This window comes from Segatella copri (genome assembly GCF_026015295.1).
In the GTDB taxonomy this organism is placed as follows: domain Bacteria; phylum Bacteroidota; class Bacteroidia; order Bacteroidales; family Bacteroidaceae; genus Prevotella; species Prevotella copri_C.
In genome coordinates this window covers 98,497-120,506 of record NZ_JAPDUW010000001.1, presented here as the reverse complement: position 1 = coordinate 120,506, position 22,010 = coordinate 98,497, and the positions used below count along the sequence as shown (strand labels likewise).

Here is a 22,010-nt window from a genome sequence, read left to right as displayed (position 1 = left end):
TACAATAATATGACTCCAATCATAAAAATCGAGCATCTTTCTGCTGGCTATGAAGGCAAGGAGGTGCTCCACGACATCAACCTCACCGTCTGCAAAGACGATTATCTTGGCATTATCGGTCCCAATGGTGGTGGCAAGACAACCCTCATGCGCCTCATCCTGGGACTGATGAAACCCACAGACGGCAGCATCCGCTTTTATAAAGACGGGGAGGAAGTAAGGGAAATCAGTATGGGATATCTGCCCCAATACAACCATCTCGACAAACAGTTCCCTATCTCCGTCTATGAAGTGGTACTCTCAGGACTCAGCAAGACCAAAAGTCTCTTTTCGAGATACACCCAGGCACAGCACCAGCAGGTACTCGACTGTCTGGAACAGATGCAGCTCACAGAGTTGAAAGACCGCCATATCGCAGCCTTGAGCGGCGGACAACTGCAGCGAGTACTCCTCGCCCGCGCCATTGTTTCCAAACCCGATGTAGTGATACTGGATGAGCCCAACACCTACATCGACCGCCGTTTCCAGAAGCAGATGTACGAGATGCTGGAACAGATCAACCGGGAATGCGCCATTATCATCGTAAGCCATGATGTAGCCGAAGTGCTCAATAACGTAAAGCACATCGCCTGCGTAAATCATCATCTCCACTACCACGATACGGCAGATATGCCGAGAGAGAAACTGGAAGAGCATTTCTTAAATGTATAGGCTTATTATATAATAATGCCTAAAAAACAGGTGCAAAAATCCATATTATCTCATCTTTTTATTATCTTTGCAACTGGAATGTGCCTTTATGAAAGGCACGGAGAAAGCATTCAGAAACAGAGAAAGCATTCAGAAAGAAATATAATACATTAAAGTTTAAACAATAATGAAACAGTACAGATTAGTGGACAATATCTTCGGATGGGTCGCATTCATCATTGCGGCGTTCACTTATTGTTCCACAATTGAACCGACAGCCAGTTTCTGGGACTGTCCTGAGTTTATTACGACTGCTTACAAGCAGGAGATCGGTCACCCACCTGGGGCACCATTCTTCATGCTTTTAGGCAATTTCTTCACACATTTCGCCAGCGACACTACCCAGGTAGCCAAGATGGTAAATACGATGAGCGCCCTGCTGAGCGCCGTCTGTATCATGTTCCTCTTCTGGACCATCACCCACCTGGCTCGCCGACTCGTTATCAGCGACTGGAAAGAACTGACTACCAGCAAGCTGATTGCCATCGAGGCATCCGGTATGGTGGGCGCACTCATCTACACCTTCAGCGATACCTTCTGGTTCTCAGCTGTCGAGGGTGAGGTTTATGCGTTCTCTTCTGCCTTTACCGCTGTGGTATTCTGGCTGATATTGAAGTGGGAAGACCATGCTGACGAGCCTCATAGCGACCGTTGGCTTGTGCTCATCGCCTATATGACCGGTTTGAGTATCGGTGTCCACCTGCTCAACCTGCTCTGTATCCCAGCCATCGTATTGGTTTATTACTACAAGAAGGTGCCACATGCCAACCTTAAGGGTTCACTCCTGGCACTGTTCCTTTCATTCCTCGTAGTGGTAGCCGTACTGTATGGTGTGGTTCCAGGTATCATCACCGTAGGCGGCTGGTTCGAGCTGTTCTTTGTCAACACCCTCGGCTGTCCGTTCAATACCGGTGAAATCGTATATATCATCTGCCTCGTAGCCTCAGTCATCTGGGGCATCTACGAGACCTGTAATGCATCAGAGAAGAACGAGAAGAAGCAGAATATCGCCTTCGTTCTCGGCTTCGGCATGCTCGGCATCCCATTCTACGGATATGGCTGGACAGCTGCCATCACCGGTATCATCGTGCTGGTTATCCTCTGGTTCGTACTCGGCTACAAGCGCAAGCAGGAAGTAGTAACAGGCGTTGACGAATCTACTGGCATCGCCAAAAAGAAGATGCAGCTCCTGCCGCTCATCTCAGCACGCGTCAAGAACACAGCCTTGCTCTGCATGCTGATGCTGATGATTGGTTATTCCAGCTACGCACTCATCGTAATCCGTTCTTCTGCCAACCCTCCTATGGACCAGAACTCTCCTGAGGACATCTTTACCCTGGGAAGTTATCTGAGCCGCGACCAGTATGGCGACCGCCCTCTGTTCTATGGCCAGGCTTATACATCACAGGTAGCCCTCGAAGTAGACGGCAACATGTGCAAGCCTGTCATGAAGGAAGGCGCACCGGTTTACCAGCGCAAGGAGAAGGCTTCGGCTGATGAGAAGGACTCTTACTTCGTAGTAAGTCACAAAAATAAGTATATCTATGCCCAGAACATGCTCTTCCCTCGTATGTACAGTTCGGCTCATGCCCAGGCATACGAAGACTGGATGGGCGGTGTAGAAGGCACAGAGATTCCTTACGACCGCTGCGGAGAGAGTATGATGGTGAAGATGCCGTCACAGTTTGACAACATCCGCTTCTTCCTTTCCTATCAGTGCAACTTCATGTACTGGCGCTACTTCATGTGGAACTTTGCCGGCCGTCAGAACGACATCCAGGGCAATGGTGAGCCAGAGCACGGAAACTGGATTACCGGTTTCTCATTCATTGATGATTCACTCTATGGCGACCAGAGCAAATTGCCAGACGACCTGAAGGAGAACAAGGGCCACAATGTATTCTACTGCATGCCGCTGATTCTCGGTCTCGTCGGACTTTTCTGGCAGGCTTGGTATACCCGCAAGAAGAAGGTAATGAAGAACGGCAAGGAAGAGGAAGTGCTCCTCCCTATCGGTATCCAGCAGTTCTGGATCGTATTCTTCCTGTTCTTCATGACAGGTCTTGCCATCGTCATCTACCTGAATCAGACACCTATGCAGGTACGTGAACGTGACTATGCTTACGCCGGTTCATTCTATGCATACGCTATCTGGTGCGGTCTCGGCGTACTCGCCATCATCGACATCCTGAAGCGCAAGATGAAGCTCAGCGGTACTGCCGTAACAGCCATCGTAGCAGTCATCACACTTCTCGTACCTATCCAGATGGCATCACAGACCTGGGATGATCACGACCGATCAAACCGTTACACCTGCCGTGACTTCGGTCAGAACTACCTGATGTCACTCCAGGAGAAGGGCAACCCTATCATCTTTACCAATGGTGATAATGATACCTTCCCACTCTGGTACAACCAGGAGGTAGAAGGCGTTGGAACAGATGCCCGCGTATGTAACCTGAGCTACCTGCAGACCGACTGGTATATCGACCAGATGAAGCGTCCTGCATACAACTCACCATCTGTGCCAATCACCTGGTCACGTCTCGATTTCTGTTCAGGTACCAACGAATATGTATCTGTAGAGCCTGAAGCAAAGAAGCAGATTCTCGACTTCTACAAGCAGGATCCGGAGAATGCCAAGAAGCAGTTTGGTGACGAACCGTTCGAGCTCAAGAACATCCTGAAGAACTGGGTACGCAGCAAGAACCCTGACATGCACTTCATCCCTACGGATACCCTCTATGTCACCATCGACAAGGAGGCTGTAAAGAAGAGCGGCATGATGATGGCATCAGATTCTATTCCAGACAAGATGGTCATCTCGCTTGCCGGCAAGAGCGCACTCTACAAGGGCGATCTCATGATGCTTGAGATGTTGGCACAGTGCAACTGGACCCGTCCGCTCTACGTAGCACTCACCGTAGGCGAAGAGAACTATATGAACCTCGGTGACAACTTCGTACAGGAGGGACTTGTGAACCGTATCACTCCGTTCACCACCAACAAGCCAGGTGCCAAGAACTTCGATACAGAGAAGGCTTATCACAACATCATGACCCGATTCAAGTTCGGCAACCTGAAGCAGAAGGGACTCTACATCGACGAGACAACCATGCGCATGTGCTATACACACCGTCGCCTGCTCGCCCAGACAGCCCTCCAGCTCATCGCCGAAGGCAAGAAGCAGAAGGCTATCAACATCCTGAAGAAGGCTGATACCGAGATTCCTGCCTACAATGTTACCCTCGACTACATGAGCGGTGGCTTGGATATGGCTCGCGGCTGGCTGATGACCGGTCAGAAAGCCAAGGGCAAGGAATATATAGAAGCGGTATGGAAGAATGCTTCACAATACCTCAACTACTATCTCTCGCTGCCAAACGACCGTTTCCTCCAGGCAGAGAACGATTGCATCCGTCAGATTATGATCATGCAGAGCATCTGCGAGGCTGCCGGAATGGTGAGTCCACAGTTGGAGCAGAAGTATGAGAAGCAGCTCAACAACCTCTACCGTCTCTATCATGGCAGAGGTGGCAGAATGCCGGAAGGCAATCAGTAAAAAATAGAAAAAAGTTTGGTGTCGCGAAACACGACACCAAACTTTTCATTATTCATATAAACCTGTTTTATTCATGTTCATAGAGCAACCAGCCAAATGGCTCAGATGGTTATATCCAAAGGCCATCTGGAGAATGGACAAGAAAGACCATTCTGTCTATCTTACATTTGATGACGGTCCGATTCCAGAGTCAACTCCATTCATCTTAGAGACCCTGAGAAAGTACAATATCAAGGCTACTTTCTTTATGGTAGGCGAGAATGTATTGCGCAATCATGACCTCTACAACCAGATTGTGGCAGAGGGTCATCAGGTAGGCAACCATACATTCAATCATATCGGTGCCTTCAAGCACCGCGTCATCTCCTACGTGCTCAACACCAATAAGGCGAACGATATCATCCATGCCCATCTCTTCCGTCCACCTCACGGCTGGATGCGACCAAGTGAGTATTGGTGGCTGCACCGCACTTACAAGGTCATCATGTGGGACGTGGTGACGCGCGACTATTCCAAATGGATGACGGCAGAAGATGTGGTGAACAATGTGAAGCGATATGCCCGCAATGGCAGCATCATCACCTTCCACGACTCGCTGAAGAGCATTGAAAAGCTGAAGACAGCGCTCCCTCAGGCCATAGAATGGCTCATGGAACAGGGGTATGAATTTAAGACTTTTGAATAAGAAGCTGTTATTCCCAAACAGGAACAGACCAATAAACACAGACAAGAAATGAGCAAAAGAATCAACAGTTATCAGGCAGTAGCTGCATTTGTAAGAGGTTTCTTCGAAGCTTACGCACGTGGCATCATCGATGCTACCATCGAAGGCAATGACTTCAGCAAGAAGAACGACCCGAAACAGATCAAGCAGATAATGCTGGAGCACTATGGCGAGGTAAACCAATACTTCTTCGACATCATGTTCTCTACCCTCGTACGCCTCAACTACAAGACTGCCGAGGAAGCCAACGAGCGCATGAAGAAGAACTTCGACAGCATGAAACAGGCTGACCCGACCTTTGAGCCAACCATGCTCGACTACTTGCGCATAGCCTGCAAATCGAACCAGCTTTACAAGGCGATGGAGTCAGAATACAAGCGTAACTTCACCTGGCTTCTTCAAGGCAAGTTTACCACTCTTGAAGAGCATGTACGCGATTATACCCACGGCATTCTCATCAGTCTCGCCGACGAGCCGATGGCTATCCATCTCCTGGTCCGCATCATCGTGAAGGCATACGCCGCAGGCTTGAAGTGTGGCAGCAAGGAGGGCGAACAGCACCAGCTCCACATGCCTACCCTTCACGGCATGTTGCTGAACAATGTCAACATCCTGCTCAACGAGACTCCGCTCAAGAGCAGCACCGAAGATCCTGTTGCCCTCTTCAAGGAGGCATGCAAGAATGAAGAAGAAAACATCAACGTTCTTTTCAACACATTAAACGATGCGATGAAAGAACTGGCAGAAGAATAAGAGAAAAGCATCATTGATGACGAGCACAGCACCAGATTCGAGAACCTTATCTAAATAAGACAGAAAAGGCACAGAGCTAGACTTCAACGCCATCATCCACTATTCAAACATATTGTATGTTTTGGCACAAACTATCTATCTTTCTAAAGAAAAGAAATAGACAAAATATACAAATAATCTTGCTTCTCGCCAAGCATTACGGCTTTACTGAAGAAGGGAGCTCGACTTCATCATCAACTACGACATTAAGTATCGTATGGGCGATAGCTGAACAAGGACGAGAAGTAAAACGAAGAATCCCTGTTGCTGATACTACTTGGCAAGCATCGGCAACAGGGAATTTCGTTGTATTGTTCAATTTTTACTCCTTTCTTCAATAGCATATCAAACTAAGCCATTCTTCTTCAACAAATCTGTCAGTTCTTTCCCCTTTATAGTACTCCGCTCCGATTTATCATAGATATAAAGCAAGCCGAGACCATCCTCTATATCGGCTAACACAACTGTTATAATACGAGCACCGCCACTTTTACCAGTTCCTTTCGATTTAATAGCCATACGAACCTTACGCAAGCCGCCACCTAAATCTGCACCCAAAGAGGGGGAAGAACTTAACTCATTCATCAATTCCTTCAAATCAGATTTAAACGACTTATAGCGCTTATTCAATCGTTTAGCTTCCTTTTCAAAAGAAGGGAAAGTAAATATCTTACAACTCATTCAGCACGTCCTCCAATGGTTTAAGCTCTAGCTTTCCTTCACGATAGGACTTCAGCTCATGGAGGGCATTGTCGAAACCTGAGAGTATTTCTTCTTTAGTCATACAAGGCTCTTCTTGAACCATACACGCCTCATTTGCCTCTTTATTTGCAAAGAGGTTTCTTATCCTATCCAAAAGATGGATATCTTGTGTATTAAGCACCTGACGAATAATATCATTCTGTGCTGCTTGTATATTTAATGTTGTCATACTACTCCTTTTATAAAAATTTGTTTTTTTAATTCCAAATATCACTTATTTCCTGCAAAAATACACAGAAGTTTTCAAAATACCAAATATTTTCAGGCAAATCAACAAAAAAATCATAGTTTCCTTTGATTTTCAGCGAATTATTCGTCTTTTTGCATCATTATAGATATAAATTCTTTACTGAATTTTCGGAAGTTTTGCCCCACACGGATTTCACGGATTCTAACTACTTCCAGACTCTACAGCTTTTGGTTTTACAGCACCCCCTTCCAGCCAGCTTTCACCAGCAGGAAGGCGGCGCCTTAATGGTTCTAAATCAATCTAAAAAAGTAAAATCAGTATTTTCCTATCTCATCCTGGGCTTTCTTCAAAGCGCGGATTCTTAACTCCTTCTCTACTCGCTTCTTCACTTCCTTCTCTATCATGTCCTCTAAAATCTGGTCGAGAGGACGGGAGAAAGGATGCCAACCGTAATCGGCGTTCTCCTTCGTGTGACAGAACAACACCGTGCCAATACCCATCCATACCTTCAGGCGAACCTCCTCGCTAGCATAATGGGTGAAAATCCAATTGGTAAAACGAACAAACTCGGAGAGCAACATATGCTCGCCCTTGTTCAAATGAGTGAAGAAACTGCGGGTCAGGTGAAACGCTTTCTTGATGTCACTCTTCTTCAACACCCAGGCACGCATGCCTTCGGTCAACTCATGAAAAGTCGCCTTCTCTGAATAAATGTGCTTGGCAGACTTTACTAACTGGTTTGACAACTTGTCGAAACGCTGCTCAGCAGTCTTCGACGAAATCTCAGCCGCGAGCTTCAACTTCTCAGCGGCAGAAAGTAGGAATTTCTTTTTTCCATCCTTAAAAGTTTTAAAAAATTAATATTTAAATTATTCGTTTTTACCACAATGTGGTAATTTTCGATTATCTATATCGCCCTTTTGTCGTATCTTTGCTGACAGTTACCGAATGGTGAACAGCGAGGTGAACACTTGCCCCAAGCATTCACCTTTTCGGCTCAGGGGTGAACCCTAGTAAAAAGAACTTTGTATATACAGCGCATGCTAGAAATATAAGAGTCTCTATTATAATGGGTTATATAGTGTTTTTAACAGATTATTAACGCTAAAGGTTGGCATCGTAACTACTCATGCCCATAGGGGTACTTCTATGGGTGCTGAGTAGTTACTATCACTGACGAAGATGTTAAACGAACCAAAATTATCACCCATATAGTCTCTTTGGACAGTATTGTCAACATTCCCCAAATCAAATTCCTGAATCCATAGAATGCAATCTGCGAATCTACCAGTACCATTAGCACCATATTGACTACTTCCTTTCTCTAAAAAATCACCAATGAATCCGTTCCCATATGTAGTAGAGGCAAATCTTTTCATAGCAGACATATACGTTTTGTTACTACGATAATCTGAACCTTCAGCTTTATTATGTCCTCTATTTACTTTATTATACAATGTCGGTAGTATTTTCTTCCCATTTGGATCCACTAATTTCACAGGATTATCTATACAATAGACGAAACCTCCTGCTGTCGGATACTTCTCCGCCAACGGATCCACTCCATACCAAATACTAGCCATAGGATTCAAGTACCTTGCACCGTAATAGTACAAGCCTGTTTCCTCATCAAACTGCTTGCCATTAAACTTATACGGCATCTCTTCTGAGGATGTGTGCTCATCTACGAGCAATTCTCCATATGGCAGGTAGGCATCGAACTGGGTGATATTGGCCTTAGCATCTGTAATATAAGAGGTGCTGCCGAGGTGGTCACTGTGATAGAAGAAGGTTTCCTCTTTCGTAGTATCGTTTGGGATATAGCCGTAACCAGCCTGAGGGTCATCAGGGTTGCTTGGGTCATTCCAGCTTACAGGTGGACCAGGGTTAGTATTCGGTGTGGTGTTAGGGCGTGGAGTCTGAATCCAACCCTGTGGCACATCATGGTTGCCGAGTTCTGTGAGGACGGCATTATATCCAACACCCGTGTTCTCTGGATCACCGTACGCACCCTTCATTGTAGGTACGCCAGGTGCAATGCCCTGCTGCTTGTAATACGCCTCCTTCTGACGTTGGATTTGGTTCATACGTTCAGCATAGTCCTGCTGACCAGCTGTTACGTATGAGCCGTTGCGTCCGTAAACGTTGTAAAACAGGCCTGTACCTATCCTTGAAGCGATTCGTTTGTCACCAATGAAGTAATGCTTTGTAAAGCGATTCTTGTTTACAGAGAGGATACTTGCAGGATAAAGTGTGAAGTTGTCCGTCTCGTGGAAGGTGATGCCTTGTGGCGCACCATTGATATACACACCCTCCATCGTACCGTAACTCTTCATGATGCATTCGCCAGCAGCGTTGTAAGTATAACGACTCGTTTTGCCATTATCAGAGAGTACCATCAGGCGGTTGTCTTCGTCCCAGTACATCTCTCGAGTAGTGTTCGTAGAGTCGTTCGTTACCAACGTAGGATTACCGTTGGCATCGTATGTGTAATGATCGTGACCAATCTGCGTTGGAGCCGTCGGATGGTTACTGTCCTCATACTTATAAGCAAAGTTATTACCCTTGGCTGTGTCGTTGTAACTACCAAAAAGTTGCCCCTTCAACCTCTCGAATTCTAGTCATAGGAATATAATAGACTAATAGTATATTCCGAAGAGAATCATAATGTACATTCCATTGCTTCTCCCTCTCTTCTTTAATATCTTTTATATCTATCCAGTCCGTTTCATTTGAATTATGAAAAATTAGCTCAATGGGGGAATAATGAGATACATCTGAATTACTATAAAAATAGCGGAAAGATACCTTTCTTAAAATATTTTCCAAAGAAACCATTTTCTTTAGATGGAGGCTTTCTATGTCTTGAGAGTATAAAGTTATCGTTACACTTGTCTGCCCATTTGGAGCTAAAATTACATCGTTCTTACCCATAGTAAGTTTTTGATCTAGAAGATTATTAAAATAATGAGTACCTATCCCCATCTTAATTCTAGAATGAAATGTATTATAACCATTAACCACATTAATCGGTACAAATAAAGTGTCAGATGTATTATTCTTAATCATGTATTTAAATTGTATTACCCGAGGATAATTTTCAGCAAAAAAACTATTATTGAATGTTGGGAAAGGATAATTATCAATGACTTCGAAGAGCCATGCATCAACCTGATTACTTTTTGTTTTCGAACAACCAAACAAGATTACAACTATAAAGCTTATTATTAATATTTTAGTGTGACTGATATTCTGCATTGTTTCTTTCTAATTTTTTATATAAACTTTTAAATTGTGGAGTTGTCATTTTCCAAGAAGGGTCATTGCGTTGAGCTTTAAGAATCTCGTTATGTTGATTATTTCCTTTTCCTTTGAGCCCATGATAATTAAACTCATGTATTCCTATCATATTATAGATATTTGATTCCGTAGAGATATAATTTTTTTCTTCATTCCCAACTGAATATACATTTATCACTATCTCAATTTTATCATTTACGCGTCGTGTAACAGAAATAGCAGGACCTGTTTGTCCTTTAGTAGGGTCATAACTAAGAAAATTGTTCTGTGGGTCATACACATTATATTGTTCATAATATTTATCCCATTTTCTCATTTTTTTGTCCCAAGAATTACGCTCAGAATTTACAGAAATTTGTCCATTATATAATCTCTGTGTATCTATTCCTTTCCTTTTTAATACATTTGTGAAAATTTTAGAGTAAGCTTTTGCAGAAAGGTCTGACTCCTCTAATGTCTTCCTTCCTCCAAAGCTATAGAATTTTTTCCCATTTCTAAACTTTCTTATAAGCTTATAGCTGGAAACAATATAGATTAAATCACTTTTTTTGTTATTAGAGCCGATATAATCTCCATTCTTTGTATAATAAGAATCATTCCCGTCTAAATCAACCAATCGTACAGGGTTATTCATACAGTAAATCATTCCAGCCATTGTAGGATACTTTTCTGTTAGTGCATCCACCCCATACCAAATACTTGCCATAGGGTTCATGTATCTTGCACCATAATAGTACAAGCCTGTCTCTTCATCGAACTGTTTGCCGTTGAACTTATACGGTAGGTCTTCACTGCTACTATGCTCGTCAACTAACAGTTCACCGTATGGTAGGTAAGCATCATACTGGGTGATATTGGCTTTATCATCGGTGATGTAAGACGTACTACCAAGGTGGTCACTGTGATAGAAGAAGGTCTCTTCACGTGTGGTATCATTAGGAATATAGCCATAACCAGCCTGCGGGTCATCAGGGTTACTTGGGTCATTCCAGCTTACAGGTGGACCGGGATTAGTATTCGGTGTAGTGTTAGGGCGTGGAGTCTGAATCCAACCCTGTGGCACATTATGGTTGCCGAGTTCTGTGAGGACGGCATTATATCCAACACCCGTGTTCTCTGGATCACCGTACGCACCCTTCATTGTAGGTACGCCAGGTGCAATGCCCTGCTGCTTGTAATACGCCTCTTTCTGCTTCTGAATCTGATTCATACGTTCAGCATAGTCCTGCTGACCAGCTGTTACGTATGAGCCGTTGCGTCCGTAAACGTTGTTAAACAGGCCTGTACCGATACGGCTGGCGATACGTTTGTCACCAATGAAGTAATGCTTTGTGAAGCGATTCTTGTTGATGCTGATTATCGAAGCAGGGTAGAGCGTAAAGTTATCTGTTTCATGGAAGGTGATACCCTGTGGCGCACCATTGATATACACACCCTCCATCGTTCCGTAACTCTTCATAATACGTTCACCGGCAGCGTTGTAGGTGTAACGTGAGGTCTTGCCATTATCGCTTAAAACCATCAGGCGGTTATCCTCATCCCAATACATCTCGCGGGTAGTATTCGTAGAGTCATTTGTTACCAGCGTTGGATTACCGTTGGCATCATAGGTGTAATGGTCATGACCAATCTGCGTTGGAGCCGTCGGGTGGTTACTGTCCTCATACTTATAAGCAAAGTTATAAGACTTGGCAGTTGTCGTTGAGTCCACCTTCTGCACCTTGGTCAGCGGTTCACTCATCCGTCCGAACGACATCACCATATCGTAACTTGCACTTTTTGCCTTACCACTGGCATGAACAAGGCGGTTCAGCTCGTCATATTCATACGTATGCGAACTCTTTCCGCCCAGCTTCGCCCTATTGAGTTTTGTAAGCGATGTCGGGTTGGCGGCATTCGTAATACCAAGGATATTATCCACAGCATCATACTGATACCTGTTCTCCATGACAGTCTGACCGTCCGCTGTAAGGTTCATCACCTGCAGACGTTCACGCTGCTTGTCGTAGGTATAGGTAGTCTCCGTGCCGTTACCGAGCTTTGTATAGACCGTATGACCCTCCTTGTCGTAACCTATCCTGTCAACTATAACGCTCTGACGTCCCTGTTTATTGCTCGTCATGCTCTCTACCTGTCCTGCTGCATTGTAGTGATAAGTTACCACTTCACCGTCAGGATAAGTCATCGTCTGCACACGGTTCCAGCTGTCATACGTAGCACCATAGACATAAGTCCTGATATCCGCCACGCTCGCCATGACTGTACGGACAGTCTTCGTCACCTCACCCTGTCTGCCATAGTAATAGGCTTCACCGCCACTCGCATCCTCAACGAGGGCAAGACGACCGGCACGGTTATACTTATCGCCAGCCTTGCCATAGGTATAAGTAACACGATTAAAGAGGTTTTCTGGATAAAGTACCTCATGGAGTCGCTCGAAGTCGTAGGTGTAAGAGATGTAACCATTGTCAGATATCGATTTCCTAAGCTCTGCTGTGAGCTTCGTCAGGAGGTTACCCGCCGCATCATAGGTCATATCCGTTTCACCTGCATCAGGATGATTCACCATCAGTTTGCGACCAAGTAGGTCATAGGCATACTTCGTCTCCTTGCCGTTAGGATGCTGAACCGTCATCACCTGTCCGACAGGGTCATAGCTGTACTTCACCGTGATATCCTCACCACGGGCATGCTGCACCGTCTCCCGGTTGCGTCCCTTGGCATCCGTATAGCTCTCCGCATGTCGTCCCAGTGCATCCGTGACTGTTGTCTGGAGCATCGGTTCACCGTCATGACTGCCGATAGAGTAAGCCGTACGTGTCACACTTCCGTCAGCAAGCGTAATACTCGTGGTACGGTCGTGTGCATCATACTCTGTTTTTGCCTGCAGGTCACCCGTAGCATGGTTGTAAGTGCCGATGTTACCATAGCTTTCCGTCATTGGGTAATAAGCTGTAATGTTACGTCCGAAGGCATCGATGACAGCCCTTCCACTGACGATGGAGACTGTCTGATTGCTTCCACCAGACCACACCACACCCGTCTGCTTCGTCTGGACAGCACGCATCAGCGAGTCGGCGAATGTATAAGTGTCAATGTTTCCGTCCTTAGAATAATGGATGGTATGTGCCTTACGTTCTGCAGGGAAGTACTCAAAGCGGATAGTAAACGGCTGATTGCTCTCTATCTCATACGGAGCACGGATAGTCATCTGTCTGCCCAGTGCATCGTAAGTGTATTCCATCTTCTGCCCGTTGAGGTCAGTCGTTACAGACGGAGCATTCCAAAGACCATCATAAGCCGTGCTGGAGCTATAGCCGTATGCATCCTTGACACTTGTCACAAGACTATGATAGAGGTCATCATAGGTATAGGCATAGAACATACGCTGATGGTTATAATTTTCCGGCTTCGTCATGCGTGTGATGTTGCCATAGCCATCGTAAGTCATGTTATAGACAGAAGGCTTGTCACCGTTATGGAGCATGATCTCCGTTATCTCACCGTTGCCGTCCACTTTCGTTGAGCGTTCACGATAAGTCTTACCACCACTGCTGACAGCGATATGGCTCGGAACACTGACAATATACTTGTCGGCTATCTTATGATAGTTAATGTTTGCCTCTAAGCTATAGGCTGTTGTCGTTTCCTTATATCCCTGCAGGTTACCATAGTCATCGTAAGTATTGCTGACAGCAACCGCCAGACTGTCCCCACTATTTACATCAAAGTTACTCTGAACAAGAGTCTTTAGGGCAGGGAAGACAACAGCATCTGTCGTATTATTACCAACGACGAGTGTCTTCAGGTCGTAGTCATATAGAGATCCCTGCAGTTTCTTTCCATCAGCGGTATAGAGATATTCACTCGTAACAAGCCCATGAGCATAGTAATCCCTGTTCTTACCATAGGTCTGTACGGAGTAACGATAGAGTCTGTCACCGTTCTCTGTATCTATCTGATTAGTACGTACCTGCTTGAAACCATAGAAGTCACGTTCACGACGGTCACGATAGCCACCGCTATATTCAAAGGTATTTCTGCTTCGTACTGCTCCGTTCTCCTTGTATCCACCTGTCGTCTCAACAGATGACATCACCCAGCGACGTCCCGGCAAGTCGTAACTTGGAGTTGTCTGCTCATACCCGATATGGATATGTCCACCAAAAGGAAGAGTCACAGAGCGCAGCATGTTCGTTCTGCCCGTAAGGTTACGGTAGACGATAAGCTGCTTTGCCCCGTCAGATATGATAAGGTCGGGACGTCCGTCACCATCAATATCTCTCAAGGCTGCACTTGTGAAACTAACACCACTTGACCAAGATTTGGTAACCTTAGTTGTAAACCTTAGTTTTAAAAACAGAATATGTATTGGAATGGAAACAGCAAAATTACCATATTGAGAAACGGACGTTGCCAATGACTCATTGAAACGACCTTGTTGTTCTTCGGAATAAGGAATAAAACCAGAACCCGTATTCAACATTATAGTGAACTTTCCACCACTACGAGTTACCATATCAGGTAAGCCATCGCCATTAATATCTATAAAAGATACATTATATTTTGTTGTCGTCTTTGTTCCGTTGACACCGAAAGAAATATCAGCATTACCAAGTACCCCAATGGATGTACCAAGTCCTGCACCCCATGTGCTATTTTCTGAAGACTCCAACGAAGTTACACCACTACTCTCCTCATTTGTAAAGTTATATCCAAGACCAAACTTCACCTTGTCGCCCAAGAGCATATCAGGTAATCCGTCGCCATTGATGTCTAACCAGTCACTCTCTGTATGAGAGGTACCAGAAGTAAAGTTCCCGCTGGCGCTCACTGACACACTGGAGATGGCATTACCATTGGATGAATTCTTCGTATCACTACCGCCAGGTGTTTCATCGTCTTGAGGTTTAGGATTGATACTGATAGCTAAAGCGTTCTTTGCCGAAGCTTGTTTTGATAGACTTCCATTTGCTCCGACAGTAGAAGAGCTTGCTTTGAATCTTGGTCGACTGACATTTAATTTCATGCGATCTTCACCAAGTGTACCCGTTGCTTTTGTGTATTGAGTAACAATACTGCCATCCACTTCCTCTAACCAATCAGGATAACCATTACCATTGATATCCATTAGAGCTACCTTGCTATAAGAAGTCTGTGTACTCTTACTGCCACTGAGTCCTGCATAGGAGATTCCACCGCTTACACCATAGCCATTACTCTTTGACTCACTCATGAGCACAGGGGCAGACAATTCACCTGCATTCTTAGTATAATGGACACTGTCTATTATGATAGCATCCTCGCCGATACGAGAACTACAGATTGTATCTAATGAGATAAAGACATGCTCAGATCCACCAACATACATCCTCTTGTTTGCATCATATCCCATAACAAAGAAACGCTGTTCGTTGACAGGAGTAAGACTCTTTGCAAGTTGATTGCCATCGTGTGTAGATTTATAATGCTCGGCTGTATCCTTATATTTATCCCTGTCAATGGTCAGTGCTGATACTTCTATTGGTTGGGTAGCATAGGCTTTATTGCCATTATAGGCAAATTGTCCCCATCCTCGATAGAGCCTTCCATAATCAACAGAGTTATACCCAGAGAAAACACAAGCCTCTAACGTATCCACAAGAACACGCTGTTCAGCAGTAACAACTGTAGATGTGGCACTTTGGTAAGAAAGACTATCGCGTAAAAGACTAACTTTGGCAAGAGTAGATTTAGATAATTCGTTACTTACTGCAAAAGTAGCAGTCACCTTACCTGTATTTAATCTTTTGATAAGTGTTGTGTCTGTAACTATGATAGTGTCTACCTTGAGCGTATTGGAAGTATTCAGACGACAGGTGTGGTGCAATACGGGAAGTCCGTTTTGATCATGTAAAGTGAGGTAAACTGTAGCAGTATCTGTGTCATTCTTTTTATCTTCACGCACAACGGATAGTGTTGGAACAATAAAAAGTTTAGGACGGTATTGTCTATTCAATACGGTAACACCCTGTTTCAACACTTTGCTCCCTGCTATACTAACAGGCTTGTTGAACATCCTACGAGATGCAACAAAACGTACACTTTCTTGGTCATCTTCATAATTATAGCTACCCGCCCATTGTACTTTTGTCCAATCAACTGGGGATGTGGTTGTGATTTCAAAGAAGAATGAAATAGAATCTTTCTCATTTATGTTATCAGTATAATCGTAGGAGCCATTGACTACACTATCAGCTGGAAGTTTAAGCCGTTTTACAATCGTTTCACCATGTTGATCCAAGCGTGTGACGATAAGTGTAACATCATCAGAAGTCTTCCCCTTCATATAAGGAGCGTGAAGCGTAACCTTACCAGTACGATTAAATATAGCAACATTGTTTTCACCTTCTATATAATCAGTCTTGCTATTATATGTTTTTAAGTCTTCTGACAGATACCTATCCTTGCCAACAGGCAAAGATATATAAGTAATTATAGGATTCCAAAGAACTCTGTCGTCCTCACCATCATATCGAGACTGAAGACGGAAGAAAATTCTGTCTCCTACTTTTACATCACAATTAAGATTGTTGGTTTTGCTACCAGCTTGTAATAAAGAGTCGCGGACCATGAAACCATTGCTCTCATGTTGAATGCTGTAGATGATGCCATCACCTTGATTGCTAAGTTTTTTTATAGTACTTTGTATGTTGACCTTGCCAGCAAAAGGTGCGCACCACATCCGGACGGCATCATTCAGTGGATATTCCTTTTCCAAAGAGTCACGGATAACCTTATAGTCTGGAATAAAATGCTTATCAATAGGTGATCCTTCACCAATAATAGGATTGGCAGTCACATTACTTGCAGGACTAAATACAGGTTTACCGTCTACAATATGATTGAAGTAGACCTGACCATTGACAGCTATGTCTGTAAGTCCATCACTGTTGAAATCATAAAGATAGGTGGTAGTCTTGTCCTGATCTTTTGAATGTGTATAAGAAATTCCAACAGAAGCACCAAGTTTTTTTGTAATACCAACTTCAACAGCAGCATCTGCATTAAGAGAACGACTGATACTATTACCTTCAGAGAAAGAGTTTACTCCTCGTATCCGTAACGCTTTACCAAAGAGTAAATTCTTTCCATCTGCACTCATGTTTTTACGATAGAAAAGTTCGTTACCTTGTTTGAAAAGCTTATCAGGCAGTCCATCACCATCAATATCTACGAAAGCAACTTTACCTGTATTTGAACTTTTGCTATTAGAGAAAGATGGACCGACGTTTACTGTTCCACCAGTGAAACCTACACCTATCATTGTTCCCCCACCTGTAGTGTGGCTTTTTGATGCTCCACCACCAAGAATACTAAGATTGTCATCACACCCACGAACCGAATGGCTGAGGAATGCTTCGTAATCTTCTCCTTCGGCCTTCCATATCTCTGCCTTAGAAGAGAAAAGACCATTTTTGAGGTCATTGTAATAGTCAAAGGATTGTGTAACAACCTTACCATCCCTACTATCGTTCTGATCAATGCTCTTTAGCAGCATTTTGCCAAACGGCCCGTCTTCATAGTTTAAGGTATAGCTGCGGAGCTGCTGACCATTATTCTTCACAGTGACCTTACGGAGTAGCCCTTTGTCCTTTTGCATTATGCCCAGCCTTCCACTACTCGTTACATCTTTTCGGTCTGTGGCTATAGAGTCAATATTGAATTCAATGCTATACAGTCCTTCCGTCTCCCCGAATCCTGTCCATGTATAGCGTTCAGGATAAAGGTTATTGCCAGACTTCATGTAATGGAAAGCAGCAAAGTTTCCGTGAACATCGGTAACACGGTCAAGTGCCCATTTGATACGGTTACCCTTGGTGTCGGTAAGAGAAGTTGCATCACTGACATGACCACCATGACCACCATAACTGTAGACTGTACCATCCTTGCCAGTCACTTCCCAATAATAGTTCTTCGGGCTGTTACCCTTTCGGATAATCCTACTGAAACCGCCTTCTGTCATTGGATAGAACTGCTTGTCAGCTTGTCTTGCCAGAGAATCTGTCCTACGATAGAGTCGGTCACTGAGCTGCTGTCCCATGAGAAGATAGCTCTCACTTTCTGAATTATCATCAAAACGTGGTACACCCCATCGGGTCTCTATGTCAATGCTCTGTACAGGAAGACTCCATCCATAGCCAACAAAGCTACTACCGCCCTCGCTGCTATACTGTAAGCCGGCACTTACACCAATATCATTACGCCCTGCAGGAACTTCGAAAGGATAGGACAGTGACGCCGTACCATTCTGATTAGCTGATGGGGCTTCAATCTGCTGAATACCCGCTGCTGGGTCAGCAGCCTTCAGCTCACTGATTCCTGTAGGGACATAGTTCTGTGTTTCGGGACTCTCTGGAACCTTAATGATACCGTTGATGACATCCGTAAAGTGTGAAGTCTCTGCCATTGCCACCTCACGTTTAGTATCAATACCTTTCGACTGGAGCATTGTCCAGCGTTGGTGCAGTTCATCATAGTAATAGGTGTGGATATCATCTACAGTATAGCCTTTCGGTATCAACGTGCTGTCGTAAGGTACTGCGATACTTGCCAGATGATGGACGAAGTGATTACCATGAGGTAAGAAGCGATAACCAGACACCGTATCTGTTCTTGCCATCAATGTATCACAACTACCTGTAACGTTCACCATACCCGTAGGCAAGGTTGATAGTTCACCTTTTCTAAGTGGTGTAATACTAAGAACTTTACCCTTTTCCATAGCCTCACATGGTACGGCAAGCTGGGCACGCCCAACATTGAGCGTATCGCTGTCGGAGTTGGTAAAGAACTTGCTGACGGTACGTTTGCCTAAGTCTGCAAAAACTCTTGCAGATTTCCTGTTCAGCTTGTGAGTATCTACACGATTCCCCTTTTGATTTCTTGCGATTTCTTCGGAGATTCTCTTCACAGGTGAGTTCTGTACACTGTCCTTAACTTGTTTTCGTAAGGAAGTAGCCTTTCGGGGAATGCTATCTTTTTGTACAGAAGAGACTGTATTAGTACATGTAGAATCACTGATTACAGTTTCTTTAGCAGAACGATTACTTCCACCATTACAGGAGTTTAGTATGATTCCTGCAAGCAACAGGAACGGAAGGAGGAATGAATGTGTAGAATACTTCATTATTCTTGCTATTTTGTTTCAGACCTAAAGGTCCTCAGTATATATACTTGCGTTGGTAAATTTATAAAGGATAAAAAGAGAATTACTTTCTCACCAGTTTAAATGTCTTTTCTTTGCTACCACTTTGCAGTGTCAATAAGTAAACACCTGTCTGTGGAAGATAGACTTTAGTGGAGAAATATGTATCTGGCATATTCGTCTGACGACTGACAAGAGCTCCACCCGCCGTATAGAGTGCCATGTCCAATGGAGCAGCTTCGCTCAGTTCCACCTGGACACCGAAATATCCATTCGCCGTTGGATTAGGACTTACACTTACATTCGCAAAGAAGTCACTATTTCCATCGGAAGGATTCATGGAAGGAATTTCTGTGATACCCGTCTTAGATATCTGAAACTCATTCTCAGACTTATTGCCCACATGGTCTGTCGTCGTAAGAAGGTATTTTCCTTCTATGAGTCCATCAGCAGACTGTATGCTGTCGCTTGTAGTACGATTGAAAACAGACATGTGTTCTCTCTGTAGAGTCATCTTGTAAGGGGCAATACCACCTGTTACTCTGACAGAAAGTGTTCCTGTGCTGCCGCTCTTCTCCGTTGGCTGCTCTACTTCTATTGTTGTAAACATATCTTTGGCAGCTCGTAGCGTGAAGACATCATGTCTACCTAACGGTATATTCTTAAAGACAATACTATCACCAACTGTCGTATTTGCCTTATGATAACTTAGAGTTTTGACAGGAAAGCTACCTGTTCCTGTAGGATCAACGGCAAGATAGTAGCTCTCACCTTCTGCAAGAGGCTGTATCTGGCGTAGCTGCTTGCTATCAGCTACAACATCAACATTGGGCTTGTCAATCCGTGTTGCTGTATCCATCCATCTTCTACCGAGCCACTTGCCGTAAGCCTTGCTCTGACGGAAAGAAAGTTTACCATTGTTGTCACCCCAAAGAAGACTCTCACCATCTTCAAAAGGTTTGCTCATATTGATTGTAAGGAAACCGTCTTCCTCACAGCTCTTGGCTCTTGTCTTATGCAGGGCAGAGGCTTTGTCTGAGATAAGACCAGCTATACGGTGGCTATAGTCCTTGTTGGTATACCCATTCCAAATAACCTCGCTTCTTGAATTAAGGTAACTACTGCGAAGACTCACGCCGTATTTCAATGCGAGGTAGCTTTCCACACGGCAACGTTCTGTATCAGAAAGGCGACGATCGAAGACTGTATACTCAACTGTTCTGCCATCAAGGTTCTTTACAGGCAGCTTAGTGTTCCCGTTCCGACCGATATGCAGAGTCTGACCGTTGCTCATATTGGAAGAGGTCGTATAGCTGTAAAGTCGCATTTCAGGCAGAGATTCCTTGGCATAATTCATAAAAGTACCGTCACCAAGGTTAGCAGCACGCTCGGTTGTCTGCATACGGGTAATAGATCTTCCGCTTCCAAGAGACCATATTGCCTGTTCCTTTTCGCCATATACCTTACTTACGCCGATATAGGTAAGACCAGCACCAGCAGAGACACGGACAGAGGCAGAATCACGTGACCAGACCATTGGCTTATCTACGCCACCAGGGGTCTGAGCTGTAGCAGAAAGAGTGGATATAAAGAAGAAAACTGCTATGAGATATTTATGTTTCATATAGAGACTGTTTTAATATGATTCGAAAATGCGGCTTATTTAGCTTTGCCAAGTGGAAGACTGTAGCCAATGGTAAGACTGACTGTCTGCAGATTGTTCATACGCTCCTGATATCCATAGTCATTGGCACTGGTGCGAAGCACATCATTAAATCCGAAACCGTATTCCAGTCCTGCCTCAAAACCGTTCTTTATATCAACATAGCCAATCTTTATGGTAGGAATAAATGTCACTCGTGCTTTGACAGATTCTCTCAGATGATCCTGAGTACGTTCAGCCTGCTGTCGGTATACCTCCCCAATGCGGTCATTGGTGAAGTCGATATTACGGCTGCCAAACGGAATAGCAGCACTGATTCCTGCTCCCATATAGAACTTTGGGAAAGCATAGAAACGAAGCAAGATTTGTGGAGTAATGAAATTATAATGAAACCGTGTAGTCTCGGTTATATATTCAGTTTTTTTGTACTCCGTCAGCTTGCTGGAGAGACGAGTATAATCAATGCTCAACTCTGCACCTAACCTGCGATATTGCCATGTGCCAAAGACTCCAATACGAGGATTTACACCACCACGTTCATTCATTGTGAAAGTAGGACGTATATCATAGTTCTCAATAATACTGCTTAATCCTGAAATGCTGGAATAACCAACTCCTACCCTAAGTCCAATCCGAAAAAGATGATGGTGAGGAAAAGAGTAAGTCCTCATAGATGGAGTTTCTTTCGGATTCTCCTGTACGATAGAGGGCTGACTATTCATAGAGTTGTCAAGAACATATTCACCTGTTTTCTGATTAGTAGGTTCATTGTCAGGTTCTTTCTTCTCGTGTTTCATACTGGCTGTTTTATCGTTTACAGATGAATTCCCCAGCTTATTATATACACAATCTGAACGTCCCGAATCCTTCTGCACATTTGTCTTGTCAAAAGAAGAAGAGACAGGTGGTGTAGTAGACAGTGATGGAGCCTTGTCTGCTGTCTTTTGTTCTATACTCTGCTCAGACTCTGGCTCGTCATTAACACAGCGTTCTATACCCAAAAGAGCAGCTATGCCAAGAAAGATTCCTGCCAGAATATAACGTTTTTTTCTGTTGCTCTTGTCCTTCATAGATAAACTC

General features: G+C 44.2%; 12 protein-coding genes. 4 read left to right on the top strand and 8 right to left on the bottom strand.

Annotated elements, in window-relative coordinates; all coding sequences use genetic code 11:
- Window positions 1-9: 9 nt before the first annotated feature.
- The 4 genes from ONT18_RS00420 (at window position 10) to ONT18_RS00405 (ending at window position 5,789) form a co-directional block, all read left to right on the top strand.
- Window positions 10-711: a metal ABC transporter ATP-binding protein gene (locus ONT18_RS00420; RefSeq protein WP_153083617.1), complete on the top strand. Its 702-nt coding sequence runs from the start codon at window positions 10-12 to the stop codon at window positions 709-711.
- A 166-nt stretch (window positions 712-877) separates the two neighbouring features.
- A complete protein-coding gene (locus ONT18_RS00415; protein ID WP_264903549.1) occupies window positions 878-4,312 on the top strand; it encodes a glycosyltransferase family 117 protein in 3,435 nt (1,144 codons plus the stop codon).
- A 73-nt stretch (window positions 4,313-4,385) separates the two neighbouring features.
- On the top strand, window positions 4,386-4,997 hold the full coding sequence (locus ONT18_RS00410) for a polysaccharide deacetylase family protein (protein ID WP_117694445.1): 612 nt from the start codon (window positions 4,386-4,388) through the stop codon (window positions 4,995-4,997).
- A gap of 48 nt (window positions 4,998-5,045) precedes the next feature.
- Window positions 5,046-5,789, top strand: coding sequence for a hypothetical protein (locus tag ONT18_RS00405; RefSeq protein WP_264903548.1), 744 nt, complete (start codon window positions 5,046-5,048; stop codon window positions 5,787-5,789).
- Window positions 5,790-6,173: 384 nt separating this feature from the next.
- Here ONT18_RS00405 and ONT18_RS00400 read toward each other — a convergent pair whose 3' ends face one another.
- The 8 genes from ONT18_RS00400 to ONT18_RS00370 all read right to left on the bottom strand — a co-directional run bounded on the left by ONT18_RS00400 (window position 6,174) and on the right by ONT18_RS00370 (window position 22,000).
- Window positions 6,174-6,509 (bottom strand): type II toxin-antitoxin system RelE/ParE family toxin, encoded by a 336-nt coding sequence (locus tag ONT18_RS00400; protein WP_117728261.1) that lies wholly within the window; start codon window positions 6,507-6,509, stop codon window positions 6,174-6,176.
- Window positions 6,499-6,759, bottom strand: coding sequence for a hypothetical protein (locus tag ONT18_RS00395; protein ID WP_117588075.1), 261 nt, complete (start codon window positions 6,757-6,759; stop codon window positions 6,499-6,501). Before ONT18_RS00395 ends, ONT18_RS00400 begins: the two co-directional genes overlap by 11 nt.
- Window positions 6,760-7,094: 335 nt before the next feature.
- Window positions 7,095-7,580: a hypothetical protein gene (locus ONT18_RS00390; protein ID WP_264903547.1), complete on the bottom strand. Its 486-nt coding sequence runs from the start codon at window positions 7,578-7,580 to the stop codon at window positions 7,095-7,097.
- A gap of 327 nt (window positions 7,581-7,907) precedes the next feature.
- The gene (locus ONT18_RS00385; protein WP_437183734.1) at window positions 7,908-9,206 is read right to left on the bottom strand and encodes an RHS repeat-associated core domain-containing protein; all 1,299 of its coding nucleotides are present in this window, start codon (window positions 9,204-9,206) and stop codon (window positions 7,908-7,910) included.
- A 157-nt stretch (window positions 9,207-9,363) separates the two neighbouring features.
- Entirely contained in the window at window positions 9,364-10,038 is a 675-nt protein-coding gene (locus ONT18_RS17370; protein ID WP_437183697.1) for a hypothetical protein, read from the bottom strand.
- A complete protein-coding gene (locus tag ONT18_RS00380; protein WP_264903546.1) occupies window positions 10,016-19,249 on the bottom strand; it encodes a SpvB/TcaC N-terminal domain-containing protein in 9,234 nt (3,077 codons plus the stop codon). The genes ONT18_RS17370 and ONT18_RS00380 overlap by 23 nt, the downstream gene beginning before the upstream one ends.
- 82 nt (window positions 19,250-19,331) lie before the next feature.
- Window positions 19,332-20,891 carry a T9SS type A sorting domain-containing protein gene (locus tag ONT18_RS00375; protein WP_264903545.1) on the bottom strand — a complete coding sequence of 520 codons (1,560 nt, stop codon included), beginning with the start codon at window positions 20,889-20,891 and terminating at the stop codon, window positions 19,332-19,334.
- 35 nt (window positions 20,892-20,926) lie between these two features.
- Window positions 20,927-22,000 carry a PorT family protein gene (locus ONT18_RS00370; RefSeq protein WP_367398938.1) on the bottom strand — a complete coding sequence of 358 codons (1,074 nt, stop codon included), beginning with the start codon at window positions 21,998-22,000 and terminating at the stop codon, window positions 20,927-20,929.
- Between the last annotated feature and the right edge of the window lie 10 nt (window positions 22,001-22,010).